The organism is Arthrobacter sp. 05L417 (genome assembly GCF_056397865.1).
On record NZ_JBFTOG010000001.1, the window covers coordinates 213986 to 237224 of the forward strand.

The following is a 23239-nucleotide window of genomic DNA, read 5'->3' on the forward strand; positions in this document are numbered from 1 at the left end:
CATCAACATCGATCGTCCCTCCTGAAGGAGCCACCGTGAAAAAAATCGTCGAGCCTCTCCCCTCCTGGGGACGCCGGCTAGCCGGCATCGAAGGACTGCGCGCGGCAGCGGCTCTATCAGTGCTGGCATATCACGTCGGCCTCATGGCCTCGGACGAAGTTCATTTGGGACCAGTCGGCCAGGTTTTTCTGCCTCTTCTCGGCCAAGGGCTTCCACTTTTCTTTGTCCTGTCAGGGTTCCTGCTGTTCAGGCCGTTCGTCACGTCGATCATGCGAGGCAAAGAGCTCCCTTCAATTCGGCGTTATGCAGCCAACAGATTACTGCGGATCTACCCCGCTTACCTTGTCATATTGGGAGCGACCGCCCTCGTTATGGGGTCTGTCTACATCAAAGGCAGCACACACGGGTTTGGCCCGGACAATATCGGACGCCTGACCGAGCCCATAAAGTTCCTTGCCAATGCGTTGCTAGTACATATGTTTATTCCGCAGTTCGTCATGAGCGGCCTTCCCGTCGCTTGGTCGTTGACGGCCGAGATCACTTTTTACGTAGCGGTGCCGTTGATGGCGCTACTTTCGGCCCGGCTCGTGCGGCTGGGAACCAGCAAGGCAGTGGCTCTAGCGATTGCCCCGGTTGCCCTGGTCGTTATCGGATTGGGAGTGACTTCCTGGGGCCATGCGGCGGCCGATCACCTTGACTACACCCAACGCGTTGATTTTGCCTTTGGGCAGACTGGTACTGCAGTTTTACTGAGGAGTTTCCTGGGACAAGCTGACCTGTTTGGCTATGGAATCGCAGCGGCACTGGTTGTTGTCGCCCTGGATGAGCGTGGTGTTCAGCGTGTTGCGGCTTGGGTAAAGGTGGTCCTCCTTGCCGCAGCTGTAGCTGCCATATGGGCCGGTATGTCAGGCACAATGCCCTACTTGTCGAATATGGCTGGAGTCGCCTCGGCTCTTGTCCTTCTTGCCGTTGTCCTCCCATCATCACGAGACGGAGGGGCAAATAGACTCGCGCTATTGTTTGAATGGCGTCCGATTAGGTTCACGGGGACTATCAGTTACAGCATCTACCTGTGGCATCTCCCGGTCATTTTTTGGCTCATGACACACAAACTAACAGTTGGAGGAACCGTGCTGGCACTTCCCTTCAACACCATCCTTGTCCTCGGAATCGTTTTGCCGCTGTCTGCCTTGACGTATTACTTGGTGGAGCGCCCCGCCATGTTGAGAAAGAAACCTTCACCCCAAGGGGAATCTAGTTCGCAGAAGGTACCTCTGGCGACTTCGGCCGCGCCGTGACGTACGTGTGAGAGTCTTTGTGAAGCACCATTTGGTCCACGTCAAGGGGTGGGAACGGTCGTTCCAGCAGGTGATGAACACGCCGACCTTGCGCATCAGGCCGGTCACGGACGTGAACGTGCCCCGGTGGATGCCTCGGTGCGTGTGCCGACCGGACTCCCTGCGGACTGACGCTAATCAGTCAGCAAGGAGTCCTTCCTAACCCCTAGAATTCAAGGAAAAAGAACCTAGAGCCGGGTGTCGAACGAGTCGCAGAACACATTCTCGTTGAACGTCCCTTGGAAGTCGGACTTGCCCTGGATTTTCTGGATGGTTGCCCGAATGGCCTCGCGGGTCCCTGCGTGGGCGTTGATGGCCGTCTTGACCATCGGCACATCGATCAAGTGGTTTGGCTGGTTCAGCGAGACGAACACCGTGGGTACTTCCGTGACGTACCAAGGGATTTCCGCCGCCATGGGACTGGACCACTTGATGCGGATCGCAGCCTCCTGGGCAAACCCCTTGACATTGGCAAAGACGAACGCGGCATCGTACTTTTCCGCATAATCGCCGGTGGCTTCGTCGGAGATGACGCTCATGAAGTTCACGCCCGACTCCCCCGCAGCTTCGCGTTGCTCCGCCGTCTTGAAGAGGTGGACCTCGAAACCGGCGGTTTCAAGTTCTTCTTTGACCGTATCCAGATAGGCCAACGGATCCGCCCGGGTGAAATCGGAACCGCCGGAGATGCCGTACAGGCGAATACGCTTATGCGTTTCCGGTGTGATGGGCAGGTTGCCGGCAGTGTCCTTGATCAAGGTGACGGTCTTGTCGGCGATTTCGGCAGCGACGGCGAGGTGCGCCTCGCTGCCGATCAGCCGCAGCGCTCCCGGCGACGGCGTCAGTTCTTCCGGGAGTTTCTTATGCAGCCCCAGGCTGGCCTTCAACCCCAGAATCCGGCGCAGCGCGTCGTGCAGGCGCTGATCGGTGATCACGCCGGACTTGTAGCCGTCCATCATGTACTGGAAGTCCTCCGCCGGGTTGCGGAAGAACAGGAACATGTCGCAGCCAGCGGCGATGGTGGCTGGAACGAGATCCTTGCGTTTCTTGGCCTGAGTGAGGCCGACCATTTGCGATGCGTCAGTGAGGATCAGCCCGTTGAAGCCGAGCTCGCCACGGAGCAAGTCCTGGAGAAGCTCCGGAGCGAGGGTGGCGGGCAGGATGTCTTTGTCTTGCGTCCCGGGACGGAAATGCCGCGTGAGCTCAGGCGCCCCGATGTGTCCGACCATGATCGACTGAACCCCATGGCCGATCATTTCCCGGTACACGTGCCCGTAGCTGGAATTCCATTCCGCGTACCCGAGCGTGTTGTACGAAGTGACCACGTGCTGGTCGCGTTCGTCCACGCCGTCGCCCGGGAAATGCTTGATAGCGCAGGCAGTGGGCGATTCGCTGATGCCGTCGAAATACTCCTTGGCGCGCTCCACCACGATTTCCGGTGTGTTGCCGAACGCCCGGGTGGAGATGACTGTGTTGCGCCAGTTGTAGTGGATGTCCACGATCGGCGCGAAGGCCCAGTTGCAGCCCAAAGCCGCGGTTTCCACACCGGCCACCTGGCCCATTTTCCTGGCGATGGACTTGTCAGGGTGGGAACCGGCCTGTAGGTGCGTCGACACGAAAGTTCCGTCGTCGCAGCTTCCCGCTCCGCCCATTTCCGGGTTGGAGGCCACCAGAAGCGGGATGCGCGTCCTGGACTGGGCATAACGGATGTGTTGCTGGACAGCGGCGGACGGACCCGGCCTGTACCGCATCCCGCCGACGTGATAGTTCTCCAGCACACCGTCGAGGTACTCCGGGGAGTAATCGTTGTTGTGGTTGATGAAGAGCTGCCCGATTTTTTCCTCGAGGCTCATGCCGCGGATGGTGGAATCCACCCACGCAACAGCCTCGTCGTCGAGGTTGAACGGCGCCGACTGGAGCTCGACGTCGAACTGCCGCGCCGGAGTGCCCGCGGTACCGGCGCTGTCGGCCGCCGGAGCTTTGGAACCAGCGACGGCGGCAATCCCCGCCAACGCCTCCGAGACCACCTCGCTGACCGGTGCGGCGATGTCGACGACGAACCCGGCCTCGTCGGCGTCGAGCGGTTCCAGGGTGGCGAGCTGCGAATCAAGGAGGGCGGGCGGCATGAAGTGGCCGGAACGCCCTTCTGTCCGTTCCCTGAGTACCTCTTTGTTGCCGTGCAGGTGCAGGAAAACGGTGTCCGGGGCTTTCTCGCGGATGGCGTCCCGATAGCTGCGCCGGAGGGCGGAACAGGCGAGAACCAGCCCGCCGTCGCCGGCGTTGGCGAGTTCGGTGCCGACCGTCGCCAGCCAAGGCCAGCGGTCCTCATCAGTCAGGGGCGTGCCCGCGGCCATTTTGGCGACGTTTTCGACGGGGTGGAGCGAATCGCCGTCGAGGAACGGAACTCCCAGCGCCCGGGCCACGAGGTCTCCGATGGTGGTCTTGCCGCAACCGGAGACGCCCATCACCACAATGCGCCGCGGCTGTTCTGCAGCTCCGCTGAGGTCGCCGGCCGCGGCCACGTTCCTACCAGTCATGGACGGTGCCGTCCACGAGGCGGTTGTACGGCAGATAGGCCTGCTGGTACGGGAAGGAGTTGGCGGCTTCCTCGTTGAATTCGACGCCGAGGCCCGGCTTGTCGCCCGGGTGCAGGTAGCCGTCGGTGAAGGTCATGGACTGCTCGAAGACAGTATTGGTCTTGTCCGAGTGCTGCATGTACTCCTGGATGCCGTAGTTGTGGATGGCCAGGCCCACGTGCAGCTGCGCGGCGAAACCGACAGGGGAAATGTCGGTGGGGCCGTGGAAGCCGGACTTGATCTGGTACTGGGCGGCGAAGTCCATGACCTTCTTCAGCGGCGAGATCCCGCCGAAGTGCGTGGACGCGGCCCGGACATAGTCGATCAGCTGTTCCTTGATGAGCGTCTGGAAGTCATAGACCGTGTTGAAGATTTCACCGATCGCCAGCGGCGTGGTGGTGTGCTGGCGGACCAGTCGCAGCCCCTCCTGGTTTTCGGCCGGAGTGCAATCCTCGAGCCAGAACAGGTCGTACGGTTCCAGGGCCTTGCCGAGCTTGGCTGCCTGGATGGGGGTCATGCGGTGGTGGCCGTCGTGCAGCAGCGGGATTTCCGGGCCGAATTCGTTGCGCACCGCTTCGAACACGGTTGGCAGATGGCGCAGGTAGGCGCGGGTGTCCCAGTCCTCTTCCTGCGGGAACGCACCGCGGCCGGCGGGCTCGTAGTCGTAGCGCTCACCCGAGGCCTGCGCCTGGGCGGCCACGCCGTAGACGGCCTTGATGCCCGGGATGGCGGTCTGGATGCGGATCGACTTGTAACCCAGTTCCAGGTGCTCCCGGACCGAGTCGAACAAGGACGGGATGTCCGCGCCCGAGGCGTGGCCGTACGCGCGCAGCCCGTTGCGGGAGGCGCCGCCCAGGAGCTGGTAGACCGGCAGTCCGGCCACCTTGCCCTTGATGTCCCACAAGGCCATGTCGACGGCGGCGATGGCGGCCATGGTGACCGGGCCGCGGCGCCAGTACGAGGAGCGGTAAAGGAACTGCCAGGTGTCCTCGATGCGGTGCGGGTCCTTGCCGATCAGAAGCTGCGCGACGTGTTCCTTCAGGTATGCGGCCACGGCGAGTTCACGGCCGTTCAGGGTCGCGTCGCCGATGCCGGTCACGCCGTCCTCGGTGGTGATCCGCAGGGTCACGAAGTTCCGGGTGGGGCTGGTCACGAAGACTTCAGCGGCAATGATTTTCACAGCTGGTCCTTTCAGGGTTGCTGATCGAGGGCTGGCCTGGCCCGGATGCGACGTGCACCACAGGGCGGGTAAAGACGATCTTAGGATGGATGACAAATATTGGCAACCGGTTGCAATGCTATTTCGTGGAGATTTTTCCCGGTCCAGCAGTTTCCGCGGCGGTTTCCGAGTCGGAAACCGCTGCGAGGGTCGCGGCGGCGCCCTCCGCGCTAAATGGCCCCGCACCGGAGCCTTCCAAGGCGCGACGGGCCTTGATCTCGCCCAGGATCTGGGCATGGAACGCGTCGGTCAGCTTGTACTTGGCCATGACGACGATTGCGAGGACGGTCATGATGGCGGGCAGTGCACCTGCGGCAAACTGGATGGCCTGCAGCGATTCGGCACTGTGCGTAGTTCCGGACTTGTAGCCCCCTGCCGCGAGCGCGTAGGCAGCAAGAGCTCCGCCGACGGCTTGGCCGGTCTTGCGGGTGAAGGAGAACAAGGCATAGGTGATGCCTTCAGTCCGGACACCGGTTTTCCATTCGCCGTATTCCACGGTGTCTGCTTCCAAGGCCCACACCACGATGTTGACGGCCATTACGCCAAGCATGCTCAAGAGCAGACCCGAGAATCCAACCCAGACCATGGTGGCCGGAGCGAAGAAGACGATTGCGCCACCGATGATGGCGAGGAAACCGGCAGCCACGTAGATGGTCTTCTTGCCGAAGTTTCGGACCAGCCTTGGCATGAGCGGAGCAAGGGCAAACGTCACCACCAGTTGGACGATGGAGAGGACCGCGTAGAGATCCAGCCGGCCGAGGACGTCGCGCAAGTAGTACAGCTGCACCGAAGACAGCGCCATATAGCCGGTCAGGAAGAGGAAGGAGCTAAGGCACAGCATGAGCAGGGGACGGTTTGTCTTGAGCGTCGCCATGCTCTGCTTGAAGGAAACCTTGGGTACTGCACGGTGGACCCGCTCCTTGGCGGTCAGGAACGTGAAGAAGTACAGCGCTGCGCCGATCACGACGAAGACCAGGGTGATGATAGTGAAAATGGACTGCAGGTTGGCGCCTGGCTTGATCAGTGGAGCTACGAAGATGCCCAACGCGGAACTGACCAAAAGTGCGCCAACCATGCGGGCGGAGCCCAGCTTGGCCCGCTCCCCCGGCTCTTGGGTCATCGCGCCGGCCAGCGAACCGTATGGGATGTTCACCAGCGAGTAGGCCAGGCCCAGGGCCGCGTAGGTCAGGTAGGCGTAGAGCAACATCCCCGTTTCGCCGATCTGCGGAATGGAGAAGGCTGCGACGCTCAGGAGCAGCAACGGGATGGAGCCGAACATGATGAATGGCCGGAATTTTCCGAAGCGCTTGCTGTATGCGCGATCAACCAATCGTCCGGCGAAGACGTCGGCGAAAGCGTCGAAGATCCTGACCGTAAGCAACAGGGTCCCGGCGGCCGCAGCGGATATGCCCGCGACGTCGGTGTAGTAGACGAGCAGGAACATGGTGGCAGTAGTGAAGGCAAGGTTGTTGGCGGCGTCGCCAGCCCCATAGCCTAGGATGCTGAGTTTGCTGAGCTTATTCATTGCGGGCTCCTTTACCCTTGCCGGTACCCCACGTTCCGGCTTGCGATGATCGAAAGGCTTCGGCCGAACCAGGCCTGAAATAGTTGAAGCTTGATGTAATTCTAATCACCATGGCAACCAATCGGCAAGCGGTTGCCAAATGTTTCCATAGAACTTTCTAACATCAGGGAAGTTTCAACGATCGCTCAGAAGAAGTGAGCGAGCGTTCGGGGAAAGTGCCCAATACCTGAGCGAGCGTTCGGGGAAAGTGCCACATATCTGAGCGAGCGTGGGTCCTTCCAAACGCCCGCTCACATATGGCGCGTGTCCGGCAAACGCTCGCTCACATATCCGGACCGACGACGACGGCGCCCGTCGCCTTCACGTGGAAGGCAACGGGCGCCGTCGAAAGTACCTGGCGGATTAGCTGAGGTTGCCGGCAGCCGCGAAGGACTCGGCCAAGCCCTCAACGAGGTCCACGATCGCCGCGTCGGCAACCAAGTCCGGATCCACGAGGCCGAGCAGGGCCTCGAGCCGTGCACGGCCCGTAAGGAGGTTCGCGGCGGCGATTTCCGCCGCCTGCGGGTCCTGGAGGCTGGTTGCCGTGGCAGTGTAGGCAGACCAGGCCGCGATCATCCGCGCAGCCGCTTGACCGCTGCGGCCTGCGGCGCGCTCGGCGCGGAGCACAGGCAGTGCCCGCATGCGCAGCTTGGTGCTGCCATCCATGGCTATCTGGGCCAGGTGGTGGGCGATCCGGGAATTCCCGAAGCGTTCCAGGAGGGCCGCGCGATACTCAGGGATGCGCAAGTCCCCACCGTGCAGGCTGGAGGCGGCCTCGTCCCAGAAGTCCTCCACGGCCCGACGGCAGAAATCGTCAGCGAGGGCTTCGGCCACGGTCTTGTGGCCGCGCAACTGGCCGGCATAGGCCAGGAGCGAGTGGGCGCCGTTGAGGAGCCACAGTTTGCGGTTCTCGTACGGCTCGATCTCGTCCACGAAGAGGGCACCAGCGTCTTCCCAATGCGGTCGTCCCGCGGGGAAGTCCCCGCTGAGGACCCAGTTGCGGAAGGGCTCGGCGACGACGGGCGATTCGTCACGGTATCCGCAGGCGGCAGCGACGGCGTCGATATCGGCGTCTGTTGTACGCGGCGTGATGCGGTCAACAGAAGTACTGACGAAACTGATGTTGGCGTCGATCCAGGCGGCAAGGCCGGCGTCGAACGCCTTGGCCATCCCCATCACGGCGCTCCTGGCGACGGCCCCGTTGTTGGAGAGATTGTCGCAGCAGACGACGGCGAGTGGGCCGGCGTCGGCATCACGGCGCGCGGCGAGGCCCACCACCAGGCGGCCCAGCGGCGTCGTCGGCTTGCCGGAAGCAGAAGCATCAGCGAGCACGGCGAGGTCCGCGACGACGTCGGGCGCTTGGCTGTCCAGCTTGCCGTCGGCCCCAAGCCGGTAGGCGGCTTCGGTGATGGTAAGCGTGATGAGCGACGTCAGCGGCGCGGCGACAAGCTCGACAAAACGCTCGACGTCGGCGCCATCGACGGCCTCGACAATGCTGCCGATGACTTCGAAGGAATCACCGGCGTCCGAACGCTCCACCACGGTGTACAAGCCGTCCTGGGCGGCCAGGACCTCTGCGGCATCCGGGCGGCGGCCCGTGAAGGAGGCGATGCCCCATTCCGATGCGTCACCTGCATGCTGGGTGTACCACGCCTGATGGGAGCGGTGGAAGGCCCCCAGTCCCATGTGCACAATGCGCACCGGGGCTCTGTCGATGGGCCTGATGGCACGGCTCAAGCGGGGAAGATCCGCGCTTTGCCCGGGTTCGTTGCTCACAGCTTGAAGACCCTCCGGGGCGAGGAGTCGACGACGTCGACGATGATTTCATGGGCTCGGTCTTCGCTGACACGGTGCTCGGCCACGAGGCGGGCGAGGAAGGACGCTTCGATCCGGCGGGAGGCGTCGTGCCGGGCCGGGATGGAGCAAAACGCGCGGGTGTCGTCGATGAAGCCCGAGGACCGCGAGAAGCCGGTGGTCTCGGTGACAGCGGAGCGGAAGCGGAGCATGGCGTCCGGTGCATCGAGGAACCACCACGGAGCGCCGAGGTACACGGAGGGGTAGAACCCTGCCAGCGGAGCCAGTTCGCGCGAGAACACGGTCTCGTCCAAGGTGAACACCACCAAGTGGAAGTCCTTTGCCGTGCCGAAGTCCTGGAGCAGGGGGCGGATGGCTTCGGTGTAGTTGGTGGCGAATGGTATGTCGTGGCCGGTGTCCGCGCCGTAGGCGTCGAAGGTGGGCTGGTGGTGGTTGCGGAAGGAACCCGGGTGGATGGTCATGACCAGGCCGTCTTCGACGGACATCCTTGCCATCTGGTACATCATGTGGGCTTCGAAGGTATTGCGGTCCTCGGCCGTGGCCTTGCCTGCGCGCGCAAGCTCGAAGATCCGCTCGGCTTCGCTCCGCTCAAGCTTGAGCGTTGCCGGGGTGAGGACGCCGTGGTCCGCGGAGACCGCGCCGTGGTCCACGAAATAACGACGGCGGTTTTCCAGGGCTTTGATGTAGCCGGTGTAGCCGCTAGCGCCGTCGGCGGCGGAATCGACAAGCCGCTCGACGTTGGCACTCCATGCCGGGTGCGCGATGTTCAGGTAGGCATCCGGACGGAAGGTCGGCAGCACGCGGCCGTTGAAGGAGGGGTCCTCGGCGATCGCCTTGTGGCTGGCGAGACTGTCCAGGGGATCGTCCGTGGTGGCCAGGACCTCGATGTTGAAGTCCTTGAAGAGCTGGCGGGGACGGAAATCGGGCTCCACGAGCTTGGCGGCAATGGCGTCATAGCTGGCATCTGCGGACATCTCGCCAAGGTCCGCGCCGAGCTTGAACACGCTGTCGAACTGCGTGCGCAGCCAGTACCCGGACGCCGTGCCTTCGAAGAGGGGCCACGCCTGGACGAACGTCCGCCAGATCTCCCGCGATTCGGACGCGTTGGCACCTCCCGAGAGCAGCTTGTCCATGGGGACTCCGCTGGCGTGGATCAGCCTGGTGACGTAGTGGTCCGGGCTGACCAGGAGCGCGGCCGGATCGGGGAACGGGGTGTTCTGCTCGATGACGGCGGCGTCAACGTGGCCGTGCGGAGAGATGATGGGCAGGTCCTGGACGCGCTCCAGAAGGGAGCGCGCAATGCTGCGCGTCCCCGGATCCGCGGGCAGGAGCCGGTCAGGATTGGCTGCGATCGACTGTGACATAGCTCAATTTTCAGCCGGAAGGAGCAGTCTGTCAACCGGTTGCCAACTATTGCCATCTCGTTGCATCTGCATTGGATAGTCGCTCGAAACTAGGCGATCAGCCGTCCGCTGGAGCCGCGCACCACGAGCTCCGTGTCCACGCGGACGGCTCCCTCGGGCCCATCATTGCCGAGCAACATGTCCAGCAGCAGGCTGGCGGCGCGGGAACCGCACTCCCCTAACGGCGACCTCACAGTGGTGAGCGCCGGCGTCGTGAAGTCTGCCCCGAAGATGTCGTCGAAGCCCACGATGCTGATCTGGTCCGGAACGTGCACGCCGGCGGCCTGCAGCTCCTGCATGAGGCCTATGGCGAGGAGATCGTTGTAGGTGATCACCGCCGTCGCACCGCTCGCCAGGACGTCGCGCGCTATTTGGCGGCCGCCGTCGACGGTCGGCTTGGACGATTCCAAGCGGAGCGCCTCCAATTTGTACCAGTCGCAGGCGGCTTGGACGCCTTCCCAGCGGCGGCGCGACATCCAGGACTGCGGCGGCCCCGCAACGTAAGCAAGCTGCTGGTGGCCGTTGGCCGCAAGGCTCCGCACGGCCTGGCTGATCCCCTTGTTGACGTCCGGGACCACGCACGGCACTCCCTCTATTTCGCGATTGATCACGACCACCGGTTTGTCCGCAGCCAAGACCCGGATCTTTTCGTCGTCCATGCGGGGGCTCGCCAGAATGAGGCCATCCACCGTGCTCAACATCCTGCGGGCCGCAATGAGTTCGGTTTCAGGGGACTCTGCGGACTCGGCCAGCACCAGGGTGTAGTCCCGGGCGGACCCCGTGGTTTCCGCACCGCGGATGATGTCGAAGAAGGTCGGGTTGGTGATATCCGCGACGATCAGTCCAATCGTCTGGGTACGGCCGGTGGGAAGTGCCCGGGCGAAGGGGTTCACCTGGTAGTTCAGCTGCTCGGCGGCATCCTCGATGATCTTCTGGGTCTTGGCACTGACCCTGCCCGGTTTGCTCAGCGCGCGCGAAACCGTAGATGGGTTGACTCCCGCCAGCTTCGCGATGTCGTAAATGGTGGGCGAGGATCTCTCCCCGCGTCCACGCTTGGCGGGGAAAGTTGCTGCTCCGGAATTCGTCGCTTCAGTCACGGCTCCATCGTAATCTGGTATGGCAACAAAAAGCAGGACGGTTGCCAACCATTCGGCCGGCGACCGCCCTGCTTATGCGCCCTGCTTAAGCGCCCTGCTTGAGTGCCCTGCCGACTAGGAGCGTTCGGCGAACTTGCCTTCTTCGCTGATGCGCTTATTGAGCTCGCGCATGTACTCCTCCTCGTCGAAGTCCAGGGGGACTTCCCTGCCGGTCCAGCTTGACAGGTGGATGGCGTTGGCCAGGCGGACGCCTTTGATGCCGTCCGATCCGGGAGCCAACAACGGAGTGCCGTCCAGGATGTTGGCCGCGAAGTTCTCCAAAACTCCTGCGTGCTGGCCACCCCAGGCCGACTCGAACTCGATCACTTCGGTGGTGTAGTAGTCCTCGGCTTTCAATTCGCCCATGAAGAGCTTGCGGACATCGTCCATGTCCATGCCGTCGCTGAGTTCGCGCTCGGGCTTGACGAGGCGGGTGACTGTCGCGGTCTTGCTGTTTTCCACCACGATCTTGCCCTGGTCGCCCAGGATCTCGAAGCGGTCCGTGCCCACAAGGTCGTGCGTCGCCGTGACAAAGACACCGGTTGCACCGTTGCCGTAGTCCACGACGGCGGTGACCTCGTCTTCCACGGCGATGTCCCGCCGGAATCCGTACGCCACCTTGGAGTAGACGGACTTCGGCACGCCGCAGATCCACTGCCACAGATCGAGCTGGTGGGGTGCCTGGTTGACCAGTACGCCGCCGCCTTCGCCGCCCCACGTCGCGCGCCATTCGCTGGAGTTGTAGTAGCCCTGCGGACGCCACCAGTTGGTGATGATCCAGTTGGTGCGGCGGATGCTGCCGATCTCGCCGTTGTCTACGATCTCCTTGAGCTTCTTGTAGAGCGGGTTGTTGCGCTGGTTGAACATGATGCCGAAGGAAAGCTCAGGCTTGGAGGCCGCGAACTCATTGAGCTCCTTGACCTGCTTGGTGTAGACACCGGCGGGCTTCTCAACGAGGGCGTGGATGTTGCGCTTGAGCGATTCGATGCCCATTTCCGGGTGCAGGTAGTGGGGCACGCACGTGACGATCGCGTCGACGTCGCCGCTTTCAAGCATGGCGATGTAGTCGTCATAGAAAGGCGCATCAGGATACTGGGTCGCCGCCAGTTCCTTCTTTGCAGGATCGGTGTCGCAGATGGCGCCGATCACCATGTTCGGCACCAGGCCGTCAGTGATGAACTTGGCGTACGTGCCGCCCTGCTGGCCCAGGCCGATGATGCCAAGGCGTACTTTATTGCTCATGAGTGGATCTCCGTTGTTGTTGGATTAGAAGAGGTCGGCGTGGCCCATGGCCACCAGGTTGTCGTAGGAAGTCTGCAGCGCTTCCCACACCGTGCGGCCATAGAGCTCGTCCTGCTCCACGAGCAAGTACTCCGCGCCGGCGGCCTGGGCTGCGGGAATGATGGACGGGAAGTCAAGATTGCCTTCCCCCACTTCGGCGAACTGGACCACGTTCTTGAACTCGGCCATGAAACCCGCGATGTCCCCCGATTCCAGGAGCCCGAAGGATTCTTCGGGCAACTGTCCGATCCGGTAGTCCTTCAGGTGCACCATGGCCGTGCGTCCGGCGTATTTGGCGAGGGTCCGGACGGGGTCGAGTCCGCCGCGCTGCACCCAGTGCACGTCGATTTCCATGCCCATGGCCGGGGAGTTTTCGGCAATGATATCCAGCATGTATTTGCCGTCGAACTTCGCGAACTCGATGTGGTGGTTGTGGTAATACAGTCCGATGCCGTGTTCACGGAGGCGTTCGGCGTATTCGTTGGCTTGCTTCGCGAAGTCCACCGCGGCGTCGATCGACTTCATGGCGGGGAACGGCATCATGCCGATCCGCAGGAGGTGGGTGTCCAGCCGGTTTGCGTCGTCCACGATCTTGTCGAAGTGGTCTTTGAGGGAGTCGCCGGGCATGCCCTTGGGCGTCTCCATGGCGACCGAAAGCGCCGCGATGTCCATGCCCAGTTCGCTCCGGGAGCGGTCCAGTTCGGCAACGTTTTCCGGTGTCATCGGGATCTGGGAAATCTCGACGGCGTTGTACCCGATGGCGCTGACCTTGCGGAGCGTTTCAAACGCCCCGGCTTCGGCAAAACCGCCCTTCAGCATCATTGCCTGCACGCCAATTTTGGCCACTTTGTCCTCCGTTAGTTCCGGGCCCCAAGGGCCGCGTGGTTAGCCCACTTGCCCGGAAATTTCCGGGTAGCTTTGGGCGTAGATGTCTTTGACGATCCTGAGTGATTTTTCGGCTTCCGCGGGGCTGATCCAGAAGGGAGCAGGATCCCCGAGCTTGGCATAGAAGTCCTTGATCAGGAGTTCGTGGGATACGCCCCAATACGCGCGCCCACCCGATTCCAAGGCCCGTTCCGCGATGGTTTCCACAGTGCCGTCGGTGTAGCTGACAATGAGGTCGCCCCGGAGGCTTAGCGTGGCCTTTTCGGTCACGATATCCAGCGTCACCGGTGCGTTGGTGGCATTGGCCAGGGTGGCGTAGAAGACGCTGGTGGCACCATTGGCGTGCCCGGCGATGAATTCCGCCGTATCCTCCACCTCGATCACGCCGCCCAGCGAGCGCGTGGAGGCGTGACCCTCCACCTTGGTCACGTCACCTACGAGCCACTGGAGCAGGTCCACCGTGTGGATGGCCTGGTTCATCATGAGGCCGCCGCCTCCTTCGGCCCAGGTGCCGCGCCACGGCCTGTCACGGTAGTACTCGGCCGTCCGGTGCCACATCACGGTTGCCGAGGCGCCGAGAACCTGGCCCAGCCCGCCGTCGTCGAGCAGCCTCCGCATGGCCTGCGACGTCGCGTTGTAGCGGTTCTGGAAACATACGGCGATCTTCGCGGTGCTCCGTTCAGCCGCCTCGACCAGCCGCCGCCCCTCTTCAAGGGTGTGGGCGAGGGGCTTCTCGACGATCACGCTGACGCCGCGCCCAAGACAGTCCGCAGCCAGCGAGGCATGCAGGTGGTGCGGAGTGCAGATATGCACGACGTCGGGCCTCACTGATTCGAGCATCTCCAGGTAGTCCGCGTAACCCGGCACGCCGTAGGCGGCCGTTGCCGCCTGGAGGCGACCGGCGTCGGTGTCGCAGACCGCCACGAGTTCAACGTCGTCCATTTTGGCGATTGCGCCGAAGTGCACGCTCGATACATCGCCGCAACCGATGACTGCTGCTGTAGGCATTCTTCTCCCTCGAAAGATGTTTTCCTTTGAACCTACAGGCCTTCAGGCGAGGGCAACACCGTTCTTGGCTGCGAGTGCCGCAAAGGCCCGCGCTGCAGCGCCGAAGGCGACGGGTCCGGAGAATCCGCCCAGCTCGTGGGTGCTTGCAAGGTGCGGTTCCAGCGATGCGAAACCGGCAAAGCCATCGGCCTTGAGCGCGGCGATGGTGGCGTCCAGTTCGCCGTCCCCTTCGCCGGCAGGCACCACTTCACCCGTCCCGCTGACAGCATCCTTGACTTGGAAATACTCCAGGTAGGGGCGCAGCACGGCGTAGCCCTCCGTGTACGGCTTGACGCCCACCTGGACAAAGTTGGCGCTGTCCCACGCAACGCGCAGCGCGGGTGAATCGACAGTCTCCATGATGTCGAGGACGCGCTCGGGCGTGTCGCCGTAGATGCCCTTTTCGTTTTCGTGCAGGAGGACGACGCCGGACGCGGCCGCCTCGTTCGTAAGTGCGGTCATGCGCTCCATGACTGAGTCGCGGATATCTTCTGGGCTCCGCCCTTCGGCTCGGTAGAAGGAGAAGATGCGGATGTATTTGGTGTCGAGCCCCTTGGCCACAGAAACAATCTGGCGCAACCGCGCGAGCTCATGTTCCACGGGAATACTGACGTCGACCTTGCCGATCGGACTCGCGACCGCGGAAACCTTCAGGCCCTTCTCGTCCAAGATGGCTTTGAGGCGCTCGACCGTTTCCGGCTCGAGTTCGGAGACATTAGTGCCCCAGGCGCTGCGCACTTCGATATGGCTGGCACCGAGGGCCAGCAGGACGGCTGCCTGGACCACGGGATCGGGATCTACTTCGTCGCCGAAACCGGACAGGCTCCACACGGCATTGGTTTCAGTCACGGAAATCTCCTTTGGATCCGTTCGCCCGCACGGCGGCAAATGGCGCCAAATCGTAGTTCGCGGGCATGCGTTCGCCTCGAGTCTAGCCAGATTGACACAGCTTGACAACCGATTGCCAAATATTGGCAACTTTCATGGCGCGCCCCGCGAACTAGAAATCGGGTCGACTGGTTTGTTTTGCAGGGGCGACGTCCGTATCCTCTCAAACACGGACGGGGACCCTCATGACTGATCAAATAGCTCGCAGCTCCGCGAGGCTCTGGAATCGCGACTTCAGCACGCTGTGGTGGAGCGAAGCGGTATCGTTCTTCGGAAGCCAGCTCACCCTGTTCGCGATTCCCATCGGGGCGCTCCAACTCCTTGACTCATCCGCATCGGACGTTGCGTGGATAAACACGGCAGCAGGATTGGGAACCGTGTTCTGTCTCGGGCTTTTGGGACCCTCGACCGACAAGGTGTGCAGGACGCGGTTCATGTCCCTGATGTCGGGACTTCGAGCACTGGTCCTCAGCGCGATGGCCGTTCTGTTTCTCACGGGAAACCTGTCACTGCTCGCCCTCGTGATTGCGGCCTTCCTTGTGTCTGGACTGACCGGGCTCTACGACAGCGCCTTTGCAGCTCTCCTCCCGAGTGTCGCCCATCGTTCCAAGCTGACGACGGCGAACACCTGGGTCGCGGGAATCAAATCCGCTGGCGACATTGGTGCTGGAGCGACGGCCGGAATACTCCTGCAGATACTCTCACCTGTGGCCCTCTTTATTTCGGATGCGGTCACGTATCTAGTGTCAGCGCCGGCGATTGGCCAGATCCGGGAAGATCGGCAGGCGTCGGAAACATTCACTTTCAAGAATTATTTCTTGTCGCTGGGTTCAGGATTCGCAATTCTCATCCGGGATCGCGTGATGTGGCCAGTCACCTTGTCGATTGCCCATTTCAACCTATTCACCACGGCGATCCAGTCGGTCTATGTCACGCAAGCACTGCGGAGTGGATCAATGACACCGGCCGAGATCGGAATCGCCGGAGCACTCGGAGGAATCATCGGCCTACTCTCCATGCTGATCGCGCCGCGGGTATGGGATGGATTTCGGCCGGTTCAGGCACTCATGGCAACTTTCATGCTCCCAGCTCTCGCAGGCCTCGGCATGCTTTTACTCACGCCTGGACACATCGTCGCGAATGTACTTCTCCTCGGACTTTCGCTCGGTTTCTGGGCGTCTTGCGTGATGGTCAACATCACCGGAACCGAAACACTCAAACAGCTTCTTATTCCCCACGAAGCCCTCGGAAGATTCTCTTCCGCCAGCAGGGTCCTCACGTGGGGTATCGACCCGATAGGCGCAGCTGTGGCCGGTGTTCTGGCCCTTTTCCTTCCGACCGGTGCCGTACTCGCCGTGGCGAGTTCCGGCGTCGTGATTTCAGCCTGTTGGATTGCCGCCTCCGCTGCCGTTCGGGAATTGCCGCTCCTGTCCGAGATCGAACAGCGCCGCGAATGAGCCGTCGTCAGGCCGGCGCTCCCGGGGCCTGGTCGCCAAGAGATCCGCTGCGATCCGCTATGGCACAGGGGTCAACGTGCTGCCAAGATGGGCTCCATGGACCCTCTTGACCTGGCGACACCCCCTCTGACCAAACCGGTTGTGCTGGTTGTCATGGGCGTTTCCGGCTCCGGAAAGTCCACGGTTGCCGCCCTCCTTGCAGGGCGGCTTGGCTGGCCCTTCGAAGAAGGCGATGCCTTGCATCCCCAAACAAACATCGACAAGATGGCAGCTGGACATCCGCTCACGGATGAGGACAGATATCCCTGGCTGGAGAAGGTTGCCGAGTGGGTCGACCAGAGGCTGGATCATGGGGAAAACGGCGTCATCACTTGTTCGGCGCTCAAACGGTCTTATCGAAACATTATTAATCGCCGAGGTTCAGGCGTCGTCTTCGTTTTTCTGTCCGGGACGCCCGAGACTATCAGCGCACGGCTGGCCGAACGCCACGGCCATTTCATGCCCGCCAGTATGTTGGGGAGTCAGTTCGCGGACCTTGAGGAACTGTCCCCGGGTGAGCCCGGAATCCGGATCGACGTTGGTCCGGCTCCGGGAGTGATTGCCCAACAAATCATGGACAAGTTCGGCCTGCGGCCGAGCGGAACAGGACGAGAACCATGAACGGAATCTCCATCCTCAGCAGGCCCCTCGCCGGGGTAGCCACAGACGCCACCACGGACGCGATGCATCAGCCATGGACCGCCCACGATACCCAAGTACTTGTGGTGGCCGCCGTCGGCATCGCGATCGTCGTCTTGCTGATCGTCTGGGCAAAGATGCATGCTTTTCTGGCGTTGAGCATCGGCGCCCTCTTCGTCGGCATCGCCTCGGGTATCGCCTTGGACAAGGTGACCACCTCCTACGAAAACGGGGTCGGCGGCGTGCTGGGCTATGTCGGTGTGCTCATCGCGTTGGGAGCCATGCTGGGCAAGCTGTTGGCTGATTCCGGCGGCGCAGACAAGATCGTGGACACGCTTCTCCATGGCCGTCCTGCAACGCTGCCTTGGAAGATGGCGCTCATCGCCGGCATTATCGGCATCCCCATGTTTTTCGAGATCGGGCTCGTGCTACTCATACCCGTTGTGATGCTGGCCGTGCACCGTTCCAAGGGCCCGGCAATGCGTCTTGGCATTCCGGCCTTGGCCGGCTTGTCGGTGCTCCACGGGTTCATCCCGCCACACCCGGGCCCGTTGGCCGCGATCGGCATCCTGCACGCCAATGTGGGTGTGACCCTCGCGTTTGGACTGCTCATAGCCATTCCGACCGTCATCATCGCAGGTCCCCTCTTTGGCCGTCTCGCCGCACGGATCGTGCCGATCGGAGCCGCAGGTGCTGGCCTCGCCGTTACCGTTGGAGCCGGCGATAGCGCCGAGCCGGCCAGGTCGCAAGGCCCCGGCGCAAAAGCCGCAAGTTCGCGCGGCGACGCACCCGTAGGCAAGGCCCAAGATCCGCAAGCGACTCGCAGCCCGTCCTTTGGCTGGACCCTGGTGACCCTGCTGTCGCCGTTGGTGCTCATGCTGATCAAAGCCGGGGCAGACATTTGGATGGACAAGAGCGCACCGCTCCGGCCCTTGCTGGACTTCATCGGCGATCCGGTCTTTGCGCTGCTCGTGGCGGTGCTTCTGGCAATGGTGACCTTCGGTACACGGGTCGGTTTCTCCGCCTCCATCCTGACGAAGAAGATCGGCGAGAGCCTGTTGCCGATTGTCGGGGTCATGCTGATCGTCGGCGCGGGCGGCGGCTTCAAACAAGTACTCGTCGACGGCGGTACCGGAACCGCGATCGCCAAGATCGCGGTAGCTGCCAGCCTGTCGGCCCTGGTACTGGGCTGGATCATCGCAGTACTGATTCGCCTCGCCACCGGCTCGGCGACTGTTGCTACGGTCACGGCCGCCGGAATTATCGCACCCCTGGCAACCGGTTTGTCGCCGGCTCAGCTAGCCCTGGTTGTGCTCGCCATTGGTGCCGGATCGCTATTCTTCTCCCATGTGAACGACGCGGGCTTCTGGCTGGTCAAAGAATACTTCGGACTGACAGTGGGGCAAACGATCAAGACCTGGTCAGTCATGGAAACCATAATTTCCCTCGTCGGATTCGGATTCACGCTGCTGCTATCCGTTTTCGTCTAGTTAGGACCGGCAAGACGAAGGCCCTCCAATCCTGCGTTTCCGCAGCTCGGAGGGCCTTCACGGCGTCAGCTGCCGCGATCGGCGCTAGAGCGCGGCACGCGCCTCGTCGGCATTCAGAAGCCTTCCACCAAGCCCGCCATTCTGGTGAAGGTCCCCTCGCATGAGCTCTAGCCTGCCGGCAGCCTCGATTCCTCCGGCTTTGACCGGATCGAAACCAGCGATACGAATGAGCCTCTCCACCGTTTCGGCCGCCGCGTCGTCGTCGGTTGAGTAAAACAGAACTGCCCGCTCGGATGGCCGGTTGGCTGCCGAGGCTAGGGCGTCGGCGCCCAGCGTGCCGAAGGCCTTCACGAAGTGAGCACCCGCAGGGAGCAGATCTGCCACGATCGAGGCTGCTGATTGGCCCTCCGGCAGCGTAGTGGTATAGCCGCCGTGGCCATCAGGTCCGATCGGGTTGGTCGGGTCGATTACCACTTTGCCGACCAGCGCCTCTGACAATTGGGAGATGAGTTCCTTCTCAGTGTCGAGCCAGACGGCCATCAGGACAGCATCAGCCTGTGACACGGCATCGACGACGCTCGCCGAACTCGCCAACGCGCCGAGCTCGGCGGCCAACGATTCAGCATGGGATTCATCGCGGGCCGCCAAGACGACAGGCTCGCCGCCCTGAACAAGATGGCGGGCGACACTGGACCCGATGTTACCGATTCCAATGATTGCAGTTGTCACGTCAACCTCCAGATTATGGTGAAAGACCCCTTGGCCTAGTGGTCTATTTGTCGTGAGATTGGGCAAGCTCCCCCGCTGCGCCAAAGTGCCCTGTTCTGATGGTACGACCTGCTACTAGCGGGCAACATAGGGCGCTTATCGGCGCAAAAATACACGGGGCCCGGAGATGCTGTTGAGTACTGCAGGGGCGGTTCCCGACGTCGGTCAGCCGCAGCCCTACGAGGTTTCCGGCACGCCAGCGGACCGGACGCTGCGCCGGATGATGCCCAACTGCTCGAGCTGGGCCGACATCCCCGCACCGTCCGGAGAGTAGATCCAAGGGATCCCAGGGGTGGGCTGAGCTGCGGACTTCGACCGCCCGCCTGCGAGCACCGCTTCGCCGACCGAGAGCTGACGGATCGCGATGGCCCTGACGTTCTGCGGATGGCATTGGGCGAACTCGGCGTAGATCGCCTCGTCGTGCTGTCCGTCGTCGCCAACCAGCAGCCACTTGACGCCGGGGAACTCCGCTGCGAGACGTTCCAGAGAGGTCCTCTTGTGCTCCTGGCCGCTGCGGAACCAACGGTCGGGGGTGGGACCCCAGTCGGTCAGGAGCTTGGGACCGGCGGGATACAAATTGCGGGACAGGAAGCGCGACAGCGTCGGAGCGACGTTCCACGCTCCGGTCGACAAGTACACCACGGGCGCCGACGGCGCCGTCCTCACGATCCGCTCGTACAGCACAGCCATGCCCGGCGTCGGGGTCCTCGCGTGTTCGTCGAGCACGAAGGTGTTCCAGGCGGCAAGGAACGGGCGGGGCAGCGCCGTGACCATCACGGTGTCGTCGATGTCGGAGACGACACCGAAGTCTGTGTCGTCTCCGACGATCTGCACTGGGGCCTCCACGATCCTGGATCCCCCGGATTGTACGGAGATTGTATGCCAGCCGGCGTCGAGGGCTACCTGGAGACGCGCGTCAACCACACCTCCACGGTCGGCTTCGACGTCATGGACGGTGCCTGCGATGGTCACGCGCACGGCGGCGTGTGCCACGGGCGCACTCGTGAAGTTGCGCCAGCCGCGCATGCCATCCTGCAACGGTTTGAGCGCACATTCCTGAGCACCGCTCCCCGTGTCCCGAAGATCGCTACGGACAACGCGCGCCAACACCCGGACCCAGGAAGTGGTGCCGTAACCGGTATAAGGGATGACGGTCTCCACGCGGCCGCGCCGGATCGCGAGACGCGTCTGGAACCTGAGCCAGGCATCGTCGAGTCTCAGGGCGAGATGGCGGCCAGCGCTGCTCGTCGGCGTCGGGCCTCCGCCTTCTCGACTGTCGGACGGGGTAGGTGGCTTCACGGAACGGGGACACATGGGTTCAGTCTGACATGGGCAGAAGATGACCGGTTCCTAAGGCCGTCTGCGAACGGCACTCAGGTGCAGCACCATATGCACGACCCTCAGTACGCCCAGGAGTCTTTCTCCCGTGATGAATCCGACGTAAAGTCCGCGGTAGGCTCCGTCCTGGGCCGTGCAACGAACACCTGGAGGCTTTTTTATGTCGCGCATCATGCGGTTTGACCACGTCGGTGTCACCGTTCAGGACCTCGACCACGTGACGGCGTTCTTCGTTGGACTCGGGCTCGAGATCGAGGGCCGGACATTCGTGGAGGGCGACTTCATCGACACGGTCATAGCGATCCCTGATTCCCGAACGGAGATGGTCATGTTGCGGACACCTGACGGGGGAACAGGGGTGGAGCTATCCAGCTTCGTCCGGCCAGATCCCGTGCCGGGATCGCCCGCCGCGATGGCCAACGAACTCGGACTGCGCAGTTTGTCCTTCGAAGTCGATGATCTTCAGGCGCACGTCGACCGGCTGGCTGCGGAGGGATACGGACTGGTCGGTGGCATCGGCCAGTATGAGGGAGCCTGGCGCATGGCGTACGTACGCGGTCCAGAGGGAATCATCGTGTCCCTGGCTGAGCGGGTGAGCTGACCAACGTCTCCCCTTCCCCTGCCGCCCGGGGAAGAACCGCGGCACGAAAAGGCCCTTCCACCCCACGTTTCCGCAGGTCAAAAGGCCTTCGCTGTGGGGCTAAGGAGATTCGAGCTCCTGACCCCTTCTCCCGGGAGGGCATATTTTGTTGCTTGTCAGAACCTTGTGTTGACTTGAGAATCTGCGGGATCTAGGGGGTTTCGTGGGATGCAAAGTCCGTGACATGTGAGCGTTTTTCATGGTTTCCGTGGGGGTAAACGTGTGGCTCGGATTCGACGAACACGAGTACCATGGTCAAAAGTTCACCGAATTCACCCGAATTCTAAAATTCACCAAATTCACCCAGATTCTCGACACAGACAACCCGTTCCGGCCTACGGCCGGAGCCACCTCACCGGAAGTCATCGGCCGCTCCGGACTCCTGGATGAATTCGAATATGGCCTTCGGCTCGGCTCCGGAGCCCCTGGACTCCTGTCCATCTTCACGGGTGCCCGCGGCATCGGCAAGACGGTCATGCTGGGAGCGGCCCATGACCTTGCCCAGGAGCACGGATGGGCAGTGGTGGCGGAGACCGCGAGCGGAACCTTCATGCGCCGAATCGGCGAAAAAATGCGCCGGCTCATCCAGGAGCTTGGCGACCAACCCGAATCCCGCCGTCGTATCACAGGGATTTCGCTTGCCGGGTTCAGTGTCACGTCCCAACTTTCGCCCGAACGCCAGGTGGACTGGTGGGAACTGGGGGAAACACTCCTGAAGCTTCTCGACGAACGCGGGACCGGGCTCCTCATCACCGTCGACGAGATCCATGCCGCGAACCGAGCCGAACTAGCCCAGCTGGCGGCCAACGTCCAGCACTTCATCCAAGACCGGCTGCCCATCGCACTGATCTTCGCGGGCCTTCCTTCTGCCGTATCGGATCTCCTGAACGAGGGCGTGGCAACATTCCTTCGCAGAGCCGACAAGATCGATCTCCATGCCGCCGCGGTACGCGATGTCGAAACATCCTTCACGGAAACCTTCGCCGCTGCCGGGATCACCATCGACCCGGATCTGGTGCACAAGGCAGCGACAACCACTGGAGGCTACCCCTTCCTCATCCAGCTGGTCGGGTACTTCCTCTGGCGCGAGGCCGAGAACAACAACGGCGATCTCTCCTCCGCCGCCGTCGACCGGGCAATTGCCGCCGCCATCCGACGCAACGAACGCGTCGTCATCGAAGCCGCCCTCGCCGCGGCATCCGCCAAAGACCAGGAGATCCTGCACGCCATGGCCATCGACGACGGACCCCCTCCAAACCCCCGGCAGAGACTTCCAGCAGGCAGGGCTCAGACCCGCTCGAATTGCAGACGCGCTCTCCCGCAAACGGCGTGACCGAAAGCGTTGAACAGGTTCTCGCTGTGTACCGGCCCGGAAGGGCATGGTCGTCCCGTTCGGAGATGCCGTCCGTACACGGTTCCTGGGGTCCGTCGGCCGAACTGATCACGCCTACGCGGCGAGTTTCGGTCGCCGCGGTAGACACAGATTATTGGTCGTCGCTCTTAAGCAGCTTTTGGGGTCGCTCTATATGTGCTTCGAAAGTGTCCTGAAAGGGGGAGTCCTTTTGACGCTTTGCTACGTGCGGTCCGTCGACGCGGTTATCTGGTGTCAGGCGCCTCGGAAACCGAGCACGGACTTTAGGACATCACTTAGTACGCTTGGCATGTCCTACAGGTCAGCTTCAAGCGCTGCGGTCCTGTTGTTAAGTACATTCTTGCTTCG

General features: G+C 62.4%; 18 protein-coding genes. 6 read left to right on the forward strand and 12 right to left on the reverse strand.

All coding sequences use genetic code 11. The annotated features are described in order from the left end of the window. Positions 1-35: 35 nt before the first annotated feature. On the forward strand, positions 36-1298 hold the full coding sequence (locus AC1DJW_RS00995; RefSeq protein WP_284751682.1) for an acyltransferase family protein: 1263 nt from the start codon (positions 36-38) through the stop codon (positions 1296-1298). A 227-nt stretch (positions 1299-1525) separates the two neighbouring features. Here AC1DJW_RS00995 and AC1DJW_RS01000 read toward each other — a convergent pair whose 3' ends face one another. The 10 genes from AC1DJW_RS01000 to AC1DJW_RS01045 all read right to left on the reverse strand — a co-directional run bounded on the left by AC1DJW_RS01000 (position 1526) and on the right by AC1DJW_RS01045 (position 15109). Then, a complete protein-coding gene (locus tag AC1DJW_RS01000; protein WP_476900518.1) occupies positions 1526-3871 on the reverse strand; it encodes a gluconokinase, GntK/IdnK-type in 2346 nt (781 codons plus the stop codon). Further along, positions 3861-5090, reverse strand: coding sequence for a D-mannonate dehydratase ManD (gene manD / locus AC1DJW_RS01005; protein WP_059387443.1), 1230 nt, complete (start codon positions 5088-5090; stop codon positions 3861-3863). The genes AC1DJW_RS01000 and manD overlap by 11 nt, the downstream gene beginning before the upstream one ends. A gap of 118 nt (positions 5091-5208) precedes the next feature. Next, on the reverse strand, positions 5209-6654 hold the full coding sequence (gene uidB / locus AC1DJW_RS01010; protein ID WP_390278867.1) for a glucuronide transporter: 1446 nt from the start codon (positions 6652-6654) through the stop codon (positions 5209-5211). A gap of 402 nt (positions 6655-7056) precedes the next feature. Then, complete coding sequence (locus tag AC1DJW_RS01015; protein ID WP_476900583.1) at positions 7057-8379, reverse strand: mannitol dehydrogenase family protein; 1323 nt, start codon at positions 8377-8379, stop codon at positions 7057-7059. Positions 8380-8465: 86 nt separating this feature from the next. Further along, positions 8466-9872, reverse strand: a complete 1407-nt coding sequence (gene uxaC, locus AC1DJW_RS01020; protein WP_476900519.1) for a glucuronate isomerase — start codon at positions 9870-9872, stop codon at positions 8466-8468. Between the two features lie 89 nt (positions 9873-9961). Continuing rightward, positions 9962-11008 (reverse strand): LacI family DNA-binding transcriptional regulator, encoded by a 1047-nt coding sequence (locus AC1DJW_RS01025; protein WP_390278865.1) that lies wholly within the window; start codon positions 11006-11008, stop codon positions 9962-9964. 114 nt (positions 11009-11122) lie between these two features. After that, positions 11123-12289: a Gfo/Idh/MocA family protein gene (locus AC1DJW_RS01030; protein WP_459341139.1), complete on the reverse strand. Its 1167-nt coding sequence runs from the start codon at positions 12287-12289 to the stop codon at positions 11123-11125. A gap of 24 nt (positions 12290-12313) precedes the next feature. Continuing rightward, positions 12314-13174, reverse strand: a complete 861-nt coding sequence (locus AC1DJW_RS01035; protein WP_476900520.1) for a sugar phosphate isomerase/epimerase family protein — start codon at positions 13172-13174, stop codon at positions 12314-12316. Positions 13175-13213: 39 nt separating this feature from the next. Then, positions 13214-14221 carry a Gfo/Idh/MocA family protein gene (locus AC1DJW_RS01040; protein ID WP_476900521.1) on the reverse strand — a complete coding sequence of 336 codons (1008 nt, stop codon included), beginning with the start codon at positions 14219-14221 and terminating at the stop codon, positions 13214-13216. A 42-nt stretch (positions 14222-14263) separates the two neighbouring features. Then, complete coding sequence (locus AC1DJW_RS01045) at positions 14264-15109, reverse strand: sugar phosphate isomerase/epimerase family protein (protein WP_476900522.1); 846 nt, start codon at positions 15107-15109, stop codon at positions 14264-14266. A gap of 224 nt (positions 15110-15333) precedes the next feature. On the opposite strand from AC1DJW_RS01045, the gene AC1DJW_RS01050 reads away from it, so the two are divergent. The 3 genes from AC1DJW_RS01050 to AC1DJW_RS01060 all read left to right on the forward strand — a co-directional run bounded on the left by AC1DJW_RS01050 (position 15334) and on the right by AC1DJW_RS01060 (position 18773). Further along, positions 15334-16605 (forward strand): MFS transporter, encoded by a 1272-nt coding sequence (locus AC1DJW_RS01050; RefSeq protein ID WP_476900523.1) that lies wholly within the window; start codon positions 15334-15336, stop codon positions 16603-16605. A gap of 96 nt (positions 16606-16701) precedes the next feature. After that, positions 16702-17265, forward strand: a complete 564-nt coding sequence (locus tag AC1DJW_RS01055) for a gluconokinase (RefSeq protein WP_476900524.1) — start codon at positions 16702-16704, stop codon at positions 17263-17265. Then, positions 17262-18773 (forward strand): GntT/GntP/DsdX family permease, encoded by a 1512-nt coding sequence (locus AC1DJW_RS01060; protein ID WP_459341133.1) that lies wholly within the window; start codon positions 17262-17264, stop codon positions 18771-18773. Before AC1DJW_RS01055 ends, AC1DJW_RS01060 begins: the two co-directional genes overlap by 4 nt. Before the next feature lie 84 nt (positions 18774-18857). Here the strand turns inward: AC1DJW_RS01060 and AC1DJW_RS01065 are convergent, their stop codons facing one another. Both AC1DJW_RS01065 and AC1DJW_RS01070 read right to left on the reverse strand, forming a co-directional pair. Next, positions 18858-19502 (reverse strand): NADPH-dependent F420 reductase, encoded by a 645-nt coding sequence (locus AC1DJW_RS01065; protein WP_390278851.1) that lies wholly within the window; start codon positions 19500-19502, stop codon positions 18858-18860. Between the two features lie 216 nt (positions 19503-19718). Next, positions 19719-20855, reverse strand: a complete 1137-nt coding sequence (locus tag AC1DJW_RS01070) for an App1 family protein (RefSeq protein WP_476900525.1) — start codon at positions 20853-20855, stop codon at positions 19719-19721. Positions 20856-21039: 184 nt separating this feature from the next. Here AC1DJW_RS01070 and AC1DJW_RS01075 point away from each other — a divergent pair, with 184 nt between their 5' ends. Both AC1DJW_RS01075 and AC1DJW_RS01080 read left to right on the forward strand, forming a co-directional pair. Continuing rightward, a complete protein-coding gene (locus AC1DJW_RS01075; RefSeq protein WP_476900526.1) occupies positions 21040-21480 on the forward strand; it encodes a VOC family protein in 441 nt (146 codons plus the stop codon). A 247-nt stretch (positions 21481-21727) separates the two neighbouring features. Beyond that, a complete protein-coding gene (locus AC1DJW_RS01080; RefSeq protein ID WP_476900527.1) occupies positions 21728-22852 on the forward strand; it encodes an ATP-binding protein in 1125 nt (374 codons plus the stop codon). Positions 22853-23239 lie beyond the last annotated feature (387 nt).

Excerpts from the sequence above, each read along its gene's own strand:
- AC1DJW_RS01000 (WP_476900518.1), bottom strand. The coding sequence starts at position 3,871 with ATGACTGGTAGGAACGTGGCCGCGGCCGGCGACCTCAGCGGAGCTGCA.
- uidB (WP_390278867.1), bottom strand. The coding sequence starts at position 6,654 with ATGAATAAGCTCAGCAAACTCAGCATCCTAGGCTATGGGGCTGGCGAC.
- AC1DJW_RS01015 (WP_476900583.1), bottom strand. The coding sequence starts at position 8,379 with ATGGGACTGGGGGCCTTCCACCGCTCCCATCAGGCGTGGTACACCCAG.
- uxaC (WP_476900519.1), bottom strand. The coding sequence starts at position 9,872 with ATGTCACAGTCGATCGCAGCCAATCCTGACCGGCTCCTGCCCGCGGAT.
- AC1DJW_RS01030 (WP_459341139.1), bottom strand. The coding sequence starts at position 12,289 with ATGAGCAATAAAGTACGCCTTGGCATCATCGGCCTGGGCCAGCAGGGC.
- AC1DJW_RS01040 (WP_476900521.1), bottom strand. The coding sequence starts at position 14,221 with ATGCCTACAGCAGCAGTCATCGGTTGCGGCGATGTATCGAGCGTGCAC.
- AC1DJW_RS01050 (WP_476900523.1), top strand. The coding sequence starts at position 15,334 with ATGACTGATCAAATAGCTCGCAGCTCCGCGAGGCTCTGGAATCGCGAC.
- AC1DJW_RS01055 (WP_476900524.1), top strand. The coding sequence starts at position 16,702 with ATGGACCCTCTTGACCTGGCGACACCCCCTCTGACCAAACCGGTTGTG.
- AC1DJW_RS01060 (WP_459341133.1), top strand. The coding sequence starts at position 17,262 with ATGAACGGAATCTCCATCCTCAGCAGGCCCCTCGCCGGGGTAGCCACA.
- AC1DJW_RS01070 (WP_476900525.1), bottom strand. The coding sequence starts at position 20,855 with ATGTGTCCCCGTTCCGTGAAGCCACCTACCCCGTCCGACAGTCGAGAA.
- AC1DJW_RS01075 (WP_476900526.1), top strand. The coding sequence starts at position 21,040 with ATGTCGCGCATCATGCGGTTTGACCACGTCGGTGTCACCGTTCAGGAC.